9 protein-coding genes are annotated in these 10,625 nt (G+C 68.3%); 2 read left to right on the top strand and 7 right to left on the bottom strand.

Translation table 11 applies throughout. The features are described from left to right. Nucleotides 1-202 precede the first annotated feature (202 nt). The gene (locus EV653_RS16390) at nt 203-481 is read right to left on the bottom strand and encodes a helix-hairpin-helix domain-containing protein (protein ID WP_134103702.1); all 279 of its coding nucleotides are present in this window, start codon (nt 479-481) and stop codon (nt 203-205) included. Between the two features lie 81 nt (nt 482-562). Here EV653_RS16390 and EV653_RS16385 point away from each other — a divergent pair, with 81 nt between their 5' ends. Next, nucleotides 563-1,033 (top strand): AAA family ATPase, encoded by a 471-nt coding sequence (locus EV653_RS16385; protein ID WP_134104323.1) that lies wholly within the window; start codon nt 563-565, stop codon nt 1,031-1,033. A gap of 3 nt (nt 1,034-1,036) precedes the next feature. Here EV653_RS16385 and EV653_RS16380 read toward each other — a convergent pair whose 3' ends face one another. The 6 genes from EV653_RS16380 to EV653_RS16355 form a co-directional block, all read right to left on the bottom strand. Next, nucleotides 1,037-1,684 carry a hypothetical protein gene (locus tag EV653_RS16380; protein ID WP_134103700.1) on the bottom strand — a complete coding sequence of 216 codons (648 nt, stop codon included), beginning with the start codon at nt 1,682-1,684 and terminating at the stop codon, nt 1,037-1,039. Between the two features lie 239 nt (nt 1,685-1,923). Continuing rightward, complete coding sequence (locus EV653_RS42135; protein ID WP_134103698.1) at nt 1,924-3,783, bottom strand: glycoside hydrolase family 76 protein; 1,860 nt, start codon at nt 3,781-3,783, stop codon at nt 1,924-1,926. A 119-nt stretch (nt 3,784-3,902) separates the two neighbouring features. Beyond that, nucleotides 3,903-7,022, bottom strand: coding sequence for a chromosome segregation ATPase (locus EV653_RS16370; RefSeq protein ID WP_134103696.1), 3,120 nt, complete (start codon nt 7,020-7,022; stop codon nt 3,903-3,905). Next, on the bottom strand, nt 7,019-7,684 hold the full coding sequence (locus tag EV653_RS16365) for a hypothetical protein (RefSeq protein WP_134103694.1): 666 nt from the start codon (nt 7,682-7,684) through the stop codon (nt 7,019-7,021). The genes EV653_RS16370 and EV653_RS16365 overlap by 4 nt, the downstream gene beginning before the upstream one ends. Continuing rightward, nucleotides 7,677-8,279, bottom strand: coding sequence for a hypothetical protein (locus tag EV653_RS16360; RefSeq protein WP_202871615.1), 603 nt, complete (start codon nt 8,277-8,279; stop codon nt 7,677-7,679). The genes EV653_RS16365 and EV653_RS16360 overlap by 8 nt, the downstream gene beginning before the upstream one ends. Next, a complete protein-coding gene (locus EV653_RS16355) occupies nt 8,276-9,466 on the bottom strand; it encodes a hypothetical protein (protein WP_134103692.1) in 1,191 nt (396 codons plus the stop codon). Before EV653_RS16355 ends, EV653_RS16360 begins: the two co-directional genes overlap by 4 nt. Before the next feature lie 319 nt (nt 9,467-9,785). Between EV653_RS16355 and EV653_RS16350 the strand changes: the two genes are divergently transcribed. Further along, nucleotides 9,786-10,604 (top strand): TrmH family RNA methyltransferase, encoded by an 819-nt coding sequence (locus tag EV653_RS16350; RefSeq protein WP_134103690.1) that lies wholly within the window; start codon nt 9,786-9,788, stop codon nt 10,602-10,604. The last annotated feature ends 21 nt before the right edge of the window (nt 10,605-10,625 follow it).

Below are 10,625 nucleotides of genomic sequence, written 5' to 3'. Positions count from 1 at the left end.
TACTGCGACCGGGAGGTCGTGGGAGAGTAGGACGCCGCCGGACATTCACACTGTTAAGGGCCACCCCACCCGGGGTGGCCCTTAACATTTCCATGACCAGTTCCCACCGACCAGTTCCCACCGGCTAGCCGCACCCACCCAGCTCTACTCGCAGTTTCACGTAGAGGTTCTCTGGCCGGTTCTCTGGCCGGTTGTCGTTCGTCTAGCGCCGCATCTGCAGGAGCTGCTTGCGTTGGGGCGTGTACGACCACCACGGACGAGCCGGCTTGCCGTTGGCCTGATCTGTCGCCGACATGATTGTGTCGAGCAGACACGGGTCGTGCCGTATGCCGTCCCGTTCGCAGATCGTTTCGTAGATCTCGAAGGGATCGCGGCCGGCGAGGTCGTCGACTTGCGTGATCCCGGCACGGCCCAGATAGCCGGCTACCGCCGCACCAACGTTCATCAGACTGGTCAGATCGCTCGATTGCTTGGTTGGCATGGTCTGACCATGCCTTGGCACCACACCCTGAGTCTTGAACGGATCAGACACCCGCCCATTTAGGATCGGTGCGTGGCTGTGATGGTGTTGATCGTGGGTTTGCCGGGCGCCGGCAAGACGTCGTGGGCTCGACGGCTCGAAGAGGAGCGCAAGGCGATTCGATTGACGCCGGATGAGTGGATGGACGCGCTCTTCGACGCCAGTGAGGTTGATGGACGACGCTGGGTGCTGGAATCCCAGATGCTCTGGGGCGTCGCCGCGCGGGCGCTGGAGCTCGGGGTCGACGTGATTCTCGACTACGGCTGCTGGTCCGAGGAAGAGCGCGACTTGTTCCGGACCCGGGCGCAACAGTTGGGTGCGAGCGCGGAGATCGTCGTACTGGATCTTCCGCTCGACGTTCTGTGGGAGCGGCTCAGGCAGCGAAATGAGAACTTGCCGGGTGCGACGTTCCGGGTCAGTCGGAAAGAGCTCGAGGAGTGGAGCGCCACGTTCGAGGTGCCGACGGCTGACGAGGTTGAGCGCTGGGATCACCACCTGGTGGTGACCAGCTAGCTCCTACTCGGGTGCGATCCCGACGAGTGCGGCTGCTGCGCAGATGTGGACCGGCGTCAGGTCGATGGGGGAGACGGGCGCCTGGAGCAGAGTGCCACGCTCGTACGGCGTGAGCGTGATGTCGATGCCGGGCGCACCGGCGACCATGCCGCGGACGTACGTCAGCCAGCCCATCATCGGGATACCGCGCCGGAAGACGCCGGCCGCAGCGGCGAGCTCGGTGTCGGCGATGCTGGCCCAGTCGGGCTCCCAGACCGTGACGACGGCGCGCAGCACCTGGGCGAAGCGCTCGGACTGCCTCAGTGCGTCCTCGTCGCTCCAGTGCAGAGTCAGCTGGTCCGAGATGGTGGTCATCGTCCCGCCCATTGACAGGTCGAACAGCCACGGCAGCTCACCGGTGCTCTGCAGGTGGAGGCGCGTCGTACTCGTGCCGTTCGCGAGCACCTTCGTAGTGGCCTCGACCATCTCCTGCAGGGGAGTCGAGCCGTCAGCCTCGAGGACGTGGTACCCCCAGCGCTCGTCCTGCGTCCAGTTGTGCACGTCGGGGAACGCGACGGCGACAGCGGTTAGCGTGCGGCCGACGCGGAGCGCGCGTTGCTCGACGGATTCGTCACGGTGCGACCATTGGGCGCGGAGCAGCCAGGAAGCCATTCACGCCCTCCGATCATGAGGCGGCCGGATCTGCGGAGGTGACACTGCGGCGCCGGATGCAGGTGACGGTACGCCGTGATGCAACCGCTTGACCAGAGGTCCGCCTACTCGGTGTGAGCGGGTCATATCGGTCTCTGGAAGCGTCACCGGACCAGTCTGCTGTACCCACCGGTCAGTGGTCAGCACCGGGGTCCGATTTTGGTAACCACCCAGCGAAATCTGGACAACTGTCAAAGAATTCAGCTCTTCGAGGTCGCCGCCAGCAGCCCGCTCAAGGCGCTCGCCTGCGTACGCCAGTCACGCGCAGTGCTGCCGCCGCCGGCCCATCGCTGACCGAGTCTGTTGAGCGAATCGCGGTCGTTCTGCCAGATCGAGTCGGCCTGTCGCTGCGCATACGTCCGGTACGACGCATCGCCGGTGGAGTCGGCCAGATCCATCAGGTAGCGCATAAACACGCCCTTGAACTGCTTCTGGTTGTCGTCGCAGTTCCCGGCCGCATCGCACGATTCGCTGAGGATGCCGCCCGGGCTCAGCACTGACGACGACATCGCCGCATCGCCCAACTGCCTCGCCTCGACGAGCAGCGAACCGTCGCCGGTTGCTCGCCAGAGTTCGAGCGCACCGCCGACCGCCAGTCCCTGGTTATACGTCCAGACCGTCTGCCCGTTGTTGGTGCACGATCCCGTCAGGCCGTCGTTGACCAAGCCGGCCGAGTTGATCATCCCGCTCGCGCGGAACCAGTTCCAGCCCGCCGTTGCCCGCTGCAACCAGAGGCTGTCTCCGGCGATCCGGTTGTGCAGCGCCGCGGTCAGCCGGATGTAGAGGCCGTTGGTCACCGCGTTCTTGTACGTGCGCTCGCGATCCCACCACACGCCGCCGCCACACGTCCCCGTGTCCCAGTAGCCCTGCACGTAATTCGCGATCGTGACCGCCATGTTCAGGTACCGCTGATCGCCGGTGAGGTCGTAGGCCTCGACCCAGGCGATACCCCACCACTCGGTGTCGTCGATTGCGCGGCTGATGAAGTTCCCCTCCAACGAATCCCCGCTCTTCTGACCGGCCGGGAAGACACCTTTGTTCTTCTCGAACACCTCGTTCACGATCCAGCGCAGATCGGTACGGCGGGTGCGCTGCTGGTAATCCATCAGCGTGGTCACCGCGACCGCCGAGTTCCACCAGCTCGAGGGCCACCACGCCGTATTCGGCTGGTACGAGTACATCAACGTCTCGGCGGCTGCGCCGGTGCGATCGGAGGCGGGCCGCGCCCACGCCGTACAACTGCCGTTCTGGCCTTCGACGGCTCGTCCGCAAGCGCGGACTGCCCCGCCGTACAGCTTGGAGAGTGGGTCGGTCGTCGCGTAGAGCCGCGTGCTCGTCGACGTTGCTCCGGAGCCGACACTGGTCCGGCCGAGTGACGAACCGTCGGGCCAGGATGCGCCCTCGTTCCACGAGCGGTCCAGCCAGATCTCGTCGCCGGCAGTGCCGTTGGAGATCGTTCCCCAGGCCATGCCGCGGTTGTCGATGTGGAGCGAGATCGTGCGGTTGGACAACGTCGTCGACGGGACCGGCTGATTGTCGCCGGACGGTCCGTCGCTGCCGTCGCAGGCCGCCGCGCAGACCGAGGTATGTACCCAGGCGGTGCAGTCGACGCCGGCCGCATCGCCGCACGCGCGGACCAGGCCGCGCCGGTGTCGTGCCGGATCAGCGAGGTTGTACATCAGCGTGCGCGTGCCGGTCCATCCGGACGGGATCCAGGCCTTGCCGAGCAGACCGTCCCAGGTCGCGCCGCCGTCCCAGCTGCGGTCCAGCCACACTGCATCGTTGGTCACGCCGCCGTCGATGCTGGCCCACGCCATCGTGTCCTTGTCAGAGACATGCAGTACGACGTGACGCCCGTTGATCACCTTCTCCGGCACGGGGAAGGTCTCCTCCTGCGCCTTCGACGGATCGAGCGTGTCGCACGAGACCGAGCACACCTGGTCTGCCTGCACCCGCGCTTCGGCCGTCAGTGGGCTGGCGGACAACGCAAGCCCGACGACAGCAGCCTGCAGTAGTCGCAGCCGGAGGGACGCGGTGAGCAAAGCCTGGCGTGGCAGCATGTGGATCTCCCTGGGGCGGTAGGAAGAGAGCGCTCTCACCTCGTGAGTATGAGGACCCCCGCCGCGAGGTCAAGACCTCGCGGCCTCTCCAGCGCAACCCGGGCCTGGCAACCCAGGCTCTACGCAAGCGTCGGCGAGGCCAGCTCCAGCGTCGGCGTGGAGCCGCGGTACGACGTCATCCACTCGCGGAGCAGCTCGACCCGGGCGGCGTTGTCCTCGTTGCCCTTCACGACCGGCGCCTGGTTGTACGGCATCGTGTCCGAGCTCCGCCGAAGCTTGACGTACAGCCGGGACGACGCGAGTGCGTACCGCTCCATGTCGTCCTGCAGCGCGCCGATGACCGTGATGTTCCGGTCGCGACCGATCTGCTCGAACAACGCGACTGCCTCGCGGCGGTGCTGCGAACCGAGGTTGCGGCCGAGCTCGTCGAGGATCAGCAGCAGCGGACGATCCGAACCACCGGCGAGTGCTGCGGCGCAGACAAGCTTGACCGCCTTCTCGTCCATCTGGGCCGTGTTGCCCTTCACGTTGAACGCGGAGAACGGACCGCCTTCCGACCGACGCCACTTCGGCGTGACCGTCCAGCGCCACGGTTTGTCGGGCTCGGCCGGCGGGTCGGGCTCGGGGAATTCGAGCTTCGCGCCGTACCCGCCGTACTGCTGGTCGAGGCGGTCGAACTCCTGCGAGACCAGGCTAAGTCGCGCTTTGATGCCGTCGGCAAGTGAGGTGCGGTGGGCACGGGCCGTGCTCTCCGCTTCGTCGAGGCCTTCTCGGGCGCGTTCGAGAGCGGCGTTTCGCTCGGCGCGCTGGCTGGCGATCTGCTGTTGCTGCAAGCTGTCGAACGTCTCGTGCTGCGCGAGGTGGCTGCTCAGCGTCCGGTGCAGCGCCGGCACCAGGCCGACGCGGTCGCCCAGGGTGCCGTTCGTCCAGCCCTCGGGGCCGTTCAGAATCTCCCAGAGCTCGGTCGGGATCTCCTCGCGCGAGCGAGCATTCGGGAAACAGCGGCGGATGACGTCGTCGAGCTGCGTGCAGGCCTGGTGGTTCCAGTCGGCCGTCGTACGGCGTTGCGCGTCGTCCGGCAGGCCGAGGATGAATTCCTCCGCCTCGGCGGGCGTGCCGCCCCATGCCGTGGTCCGCGTGGTGTGGTCGAGTGCGGTCTGCTCTTCCAGCAGCGCGAGCCGGCGGCCGATCAGGTCGTCGAGGATGCGGTCGTGCTCGCGGCGGGTCGACTCGAGGTTCTTCAGGCGCTCGTCGCGCACCAACTGCTGGCCGGCCGCGGCCTCCGCCGATTCCTTTGCTGCTTGGAGTTGTGGCGCGAGCGAGTCCCGATCGGATTCGTGCCGGTCGATAGTCTCGCGGAGCTGCAGGATCTGCTCCTGGATCGCGTCCGCATCGGCGAGCGCCTGGGCGGCCGCGGTCCGGCGCTCTGCCTGCTCGACCCGGGATCGCGCCTGCTCCAGCGCGGCGGATGCGACGGCGCGGGCCGCCTTGGCTGCTTCCACGCGACGCCCGGCCGCCTGGATCCGGGCGGTCCGGCCGGTGATCGGCTCGTCGAACTGGCCGACAGCGACCACACCGGCTGCTTCGTCGATGTTCTCCTTGGTCGCGCGTTCGCCCAGGGCGGCGAAGAATCCGTCCAGTGCGAACCGCTTGTCCGCCGACTTCGGCCCGCGGCGCAACGTCGGCGCGCCCGGACGATTGGCCAGCACCAGCAGGAATCCGGGGTACCCAGCGTCGGCCAGCGCGGTCGTCGCGACGGTCGCGTCACCGGCGTCGATGACCACGGCCTCGCGGTACGGCGCGAGCCGCGGCTCCCACTCGGCCCGGTCGGACTCCGGCAGCTCGGTGATGTCGGTCAGGGCGCCGCACTCGATGCCGGCCGTCTCCAGCACCTGCTGCTGGGTCGCGGACACGGTCTGACCGCTCTCGGCCTCACGGAGCTCAGCCTCCGTGTGCTCTACGGCCACCCGCGCGGCGTGGTCGCGGCCGATGTGCTCTTCGAGAATTTCGCGTGCCTCGGCCTGCTCCTCGGCCGCGACGGTCAGGTCGCGGCCGTCCGCCGAGCGGCCGGCCTCGGTCAGCCGTCGGTGCTCCTGACCGAGCCGCTCCAACTGCTCGCGCACAGAACGCTGGGCCATATCGAGTTCGCGGTCGCGGGCGTCGAGCTTGTCCCGCTCCTGACGGGTCAGCTGGACGTCCCGGAGCAGACCCTCTTCGTTGCCGAAGGCATCTATCTCCGTGTCGACAGATTCCTTCCGGGCTTCCTGCTCAGCAACACGTTCGTCGAGGACGCCGAGCTCCTGGAGGATCTCGCGGTTGCGGGCGTCACCGTCGATCAGGTGCCGGGCGTTGCGCGCCTGCCACGACTCCTTGGCCGCCGCCAGCGCTTCCCGCGCCGCGGCGCGCTGCAGGATGCCGGCCTCGACGGTCGCCATCTCCTGCTCCCACCGCTGCAGATCGGCCGTCGCCTGCTTGGTCGCCTCGCGCTGGGTGTGCTCGGCGGAGCGGTGCGCCTGCTCCTGCTCGAGCTCGTGGTCGAGACCCGTGAGGGTCGCGATCGCGTTGAAGATCCGGGCCGGGCCGAGCTCGTTGAGCGGCTCCGCGAGCAGGTTGGCGGTCGGGCTCGAGCGCACCGAGGTCGACAGGAACGAGACGCAGCGGACCTGGCCGCCGTACAGAACCTGGGACAGCTTGTTGGCGTGGAAGTCGGTGCGGCCGTTGGAGTGCGGGAGGGCGGCCCATAGTGCGTCGGCGCCGGCGGCCCGCTCGGCCTCGGTCGCGCCGTACGGGATGTGCAGGCCCTGTTTCCAGCGGAGATCGATGTACGACGCCTTGCGATTGATCCGGATCCAGACGGTGATCGCGGCCGCCTCGACCTCGTCGAGGTCGGTCAGCTCGGGATCGGAGAAGACGCCGACGATGTAGCCGCGGTCGACGTTCGACCAGTTCCCTTCCTGGCCGGCCGCTTCCGCGGTGAACAGCAACTCGGCTGCGCCCGGAGCGCCGCTGGTGAGGCGCCACTGGTCGTCGGCGTGCAGGAGACTGAGCGCGGCGATCCACGACGACTTGCCCGCGCCGTTGGAGTCGGTCGGGCCCTGGCCGGCGACCGTGATCAGGCCGCGGCCGATCATCGGGATCGGGTGTGTCGACAGGCGCGACAGGTCGACGACCTGCACTCCGAGCAGCACCTTGGACCCAAGGATGTCGAACGGCCCGTCCTCGGCTGCTGCGGCGCTCATGTCTCATCTCCTACTGCTGCGACTGCTACGGGGCTGCCGGTGCGGGCGCGGATGGCTTCGGCGATCGGGCTGGCCGGGGCGGCGGCGAGGATCAGTTGGTCCTGCAGTCGTCGGCGTGCTGCCGGTGTCAGGCGCTGCAGTTGCGGACCCGGGATGTACGACGGCCCGCTGGAGTGATCGCCGGAGAGCTGGATCAACCCGGCGGCGCGCAATCGCTGCAGGGACAGGCGTCGCTCCTCGCCGCTGATCCGCGTCGTCCGCAACTCGTCGACCGTGGTCGGCCGCGCGGACTTCCAGCTGTCGCCGGTGAGGATGCCTTCGCTGCGGGGGATCGCGACGGAATGGACCAGCACCAGCACAAGCACTGCGCGGTCGATGACTGACAACGGCTGCCAGCCCTGTGCGACCAGGCTCGCTGCGATGTCGTCGTCGTACCCGGCGGTCCAATGCGTGCCGTCGACGTGAACGAGCGTGCGGCCGATGAGCTTGAGCATCCGCTGTACTTGCCGGCGAAGCGTCACGTCGCGGAGGCCGGCCAGCTGTACTTCGGCGACCGGATGCGCGGCGTACTGCACTGCGCTGAAAGCGGCGAGCACTTCGTCGCGCGCGCGGTCGCTGAGGTCCTGGAGCAACGAGTCGAACAGGGCATGCTGCTCAGTCATCCAGCACCTCCTGGCGCTCGTCGCTCTCCGGCTCAGGTCGGGTGGACAGCTCAGCGGGCGGTGGCTCGGGGAGATGGCGGCACAGGTCGCGGAGGGTCGACAGGTCGGTCGCGGTCCAAGTGACGACACGCGGACCGAGTCGGACCTCGGCGGTCTTCTCGTCCCAGCGGATCCAGTGCGTGGCGTGCAGGCGGCGGAGGCTGCCGATGATCAGGGTCAGGTCGCTCGACTGCTCGGGCCGGCCGCGCATCCCGGCGTACACGGATCTGATCTGGGCGAGCGTGCCGGTCACACCCGGCCAAGCCGGTGCGCTGCGGTCCGTCCAGCAGCAGGTGACGCAGATCGCGAGCAGGCGGGCGGTCTCGTTCGGCTGCTCGACGGCGACCGGGGGAGCGCCGAGCTCTTCGAGGACGCTATGACCTGCGCCCGATGGGAGCGTGGGCACGAGCCAGACGGTCGACCCATCCGGTGATGCTGCACGGGTGAGGCCGGCGACGGCGGGCGTGTCGGGGTCGACCTCGAGCGGTCCGGCGGACTGCACCTTCGCCCACCACAACGCGTTGTAGAGCCGGCGCTCAACGGCTTCGGTGCTCATCGCGCCACCCGGCGGAAGATGCCTTCGGTCGCCCACGGTGTCCCCGCGGTCGGGTCGATCCGCATGCCGTCGGACCAGACCAGCTCGTAGTCGAGCTCGTCGTGCAAGTGCGCCGCGGTCAGCTCGGCCAGCACGCGTCGGGCGGTGATCCAGTCGCCCGCTTGGTCGACGACCTCCACGATGTCGACCTCGGGCCGTCCGGCCAGCACCCGCTCGGCCTCCGCGCGCAGGTCTTCGCGATCCGTCGCGGCCGCGGACTCAGGCGCGTCGGCATCCGCGGTCGGGCGCGGCGGGGCCATCCGGGCGCTGCCGGACCGTCGTCCCGTCTCGACTGCCTCGACCATCGTCTGCGGCGAGAAGTCCGGAGCTGCAGCATCAAAGAGAAGGCCATCGAGTACGGCGGCGAGCGCATCGGGCTCACTGCTACGCGTGAACGTCAGCCACGTTTCGATCGGGAGCAGTCCGAGCGCCCGCGTCGTACCCGCTCGCTCGACCAGGCGGCCGGCGGCGAGTTGCACGGCGTCGGCATACGCCGCGAGGGCCATGCGGAGCGAAGTGCAGTCGCGATGCAGCTCTGGCCAGCGCTCGAGAACGATCCGGTGAACCTTCTCGGCCTGTTCGATCAGGCGCTCGTTGCCCCAGGCGAGCTGCGCGTTCTCGCGGAGCTGGGCCGTGGTGCTCGTCGACACCAGGATCGCCAGCTCGTTCCCGAGGAGTCGGAAGACCTTGGTCATCCGCCCGATCGACGCCTTGCCCTCATCAGCGGTCGCGTGCGGGTCGCTGACACTGTGCGCCTCGAGGGTGAGCAGTTGGTGAAGCTCGGCCTGACCGCCCTGGACGGACATCCGGCGCAGGAACATCAGCATCACGTACGGCGCGAAGGCGGCGCGGTGACGCAGCTCGTTCGGACGGTCGACGAGTTTGGTGATCGCGCCGTACTGCCGGAGCACTTCGAAGCGGCGGACGATCATGTCGTGCGGATATGCCCGGCAGGCGAGCGTGGCCTGCTCGACCGTGAGACCGTCGCTGCCGGCCTCGGCGAACGCGTCCAGGATGGCCTGGTCGACGTCGAGGAGGTCGGGGTCGACGATCATCGCGCCGGCCTCGCGGGCGAGCACGGCGAAGACCTGACGGTAGACGCGCAGCACGGCCGCCTCGGCCTCGGCGTCGAGCAGTGTCGCGTCCATCCCGCACTCCCTCCCGTGTGATAGCGCCTGAGACGACAACTGGGCTACCAGAGAAAAGGACTCTAACCACCCGCACCGACAGACCAAAACTCACCCGCCACGAGCCTGTGGACAACTGGATCGCGGCTGGTGCTGTGGAAAACCGGATGACGCGTGCGGCCGGGCTGCCTACCATCCGAGATGTGATGAGAATCCTTGGCTGACGCGGTCGACAGGCCGCGTCAGTACCACGGCGCCCCACGGGCGTCGCCCCGCCGGTGCGGACCCTGCCGCAGGGTCCCCGGCGCGCTTGCTGATTCTCTCCATCCGGAGCTTGCACATGACTGTGCACCCATTCGCCCACTCGGCGCGTTCCATCGGCGCGCAACATCCCCGTGTCCGTGACCTGCTGACCCTGCGGAAGGACGGTTCACCCGGCCGGATCATGGTCGAAGGCAGTTGGGAACACGACCGCCTGCTCACCACGACCGCCACCATCGACGCGTTCTTCTGGTGCCCCGACATGGCCACGACGCAGCTCGCCACGACCGAGGTTCACCGGATCGCGGAACGCGCCACCGAGGTCTACCGCATCTCGGAGAAGCTGCTCGCCCGTCTCTCCCGCAAGACCCGTTCCGACGGCCTGATCTCAATCGCACGGCTCCCGGAGTGGCGGCCGCATGCGTTCGAGTTCACCAACGAGTCGCTGGTGCTGGTCGCGGACGGCGTCGAGTACGCCGGAAACCTCGGCACCCTGATCCGTACGGCGGACGCCGCCAACGCCGACTGCCTCATCCTGACGAGCAGGCGGGCCCGGCCGACGCATCCGTCCGTGTACTCCGCGAGCCGCGGCACCGTCCTCTCGACACCGATCCTGGAGTTCGACGACATCCCGTCCGCCGCGGCGTGGTTGCGGAGCCATCGCTTTCGCGTCCACCTCGCCGATCCAGCGGCAACGGGGACGTATCGCGTTCCGCAGTACGACGGGCCGACGGCGTTCGTGGTCGGTTCGGAGGGCTCGGGGCTGTCGCGGGAGTGGCATGACGAGGGGTTCGACGCGGTGTCGATCCCGATGCTCGGGCAGGCGGACTCGCTGAACGTCGCGCTGTCGGCGGGCATCCTGCTGTTCGAGGCGCGGGCTCGGAAGGCGGGATGGTGACCTCTTGGACAGCACGGCCAG

This window comes from Kribbella pratensis (genome assembly GCF_004365355.1).
Taxonomy (GTDB): domain Bacteria; phylum Actinomycetota; class Actinomycetes; order Propionibacteriales; family Kribbellaceae; genus Kribbella.
This window is presented reverse-complemented; position numbering and strand designations above follow the sequence as displayed.

What these genes read in the sequence shown, in the direction of transcription:
- EV653_RS16390 (WP_134103702.1), bottom strand. Translation starts at nt 481, where the DNA reads ATGCCAACCAAGCAATCGAGCGATCTGACCAGTCTGATGAACGTTGGT.
- EV653_RS16385 (WP_134104323.1), top strand. Translation starts at nt 563, where the DNA reads ATGGTGTTGATCGTGGGTTTGCCGGGCGCCGGCAAGACGTCGTGGGCT.
- EV653_RS16380 (WP_134103700.1), bottom strand. Translation starts at nt 1,684, where the DNA reads ATGGCTTCCTGGCTGCTCCGCGCCCAATGGTCGCACCGTGACGAATCC.
- EV653_RS42135 (WP_134103698.1), bottom strand. Translation starts at nt 3,783, where the DNA reads ATGCTGCCACGCCAGGCTTTGCTCACCGCGTCCCTCCGGCTGCGACTA.
- EV653_RS16370 (WP_134103696.1), bottom strand. Translation starts at nt 7,022, where the DNA reads ATGAGCGCCGCAGCAGCCGAGGACGGGCCGTTCGACATCCTTGGGTCC.
- EV653_RS16365 (WP_134103694.1), bottom strand. Translation starts at nt 7,684, where the DNA reads ATGACTGAGCAGCATGCCCTGTTCGACTCGTTGCTCCAGGACCTCAGC.
- EV653_RS16360 (WP_202871615.1), bottom strand. Translation starts at nt 8,279, where the DNA reads ATGAGCACCGAAGCCGTTGAGCGCCGGCTCTACAACGCGTTGTGGTGG.
- EV653_RS16355 (WP_134103692.1), bottom strand. Translation starts at nt 9,466, where the DNA reads ATGGACGCGACACTGCTCGACGCCGAGGCCGAGGCGGCCGTGCTGCGC.
- EV653_RS16350 (WP_134103690.1), top strand. Translation starts at nt 9,786, where the DNA reads ATGACTGTGCACCCATTCGCCCACTCGGCGCGTTCCATCGGCGCGCAA.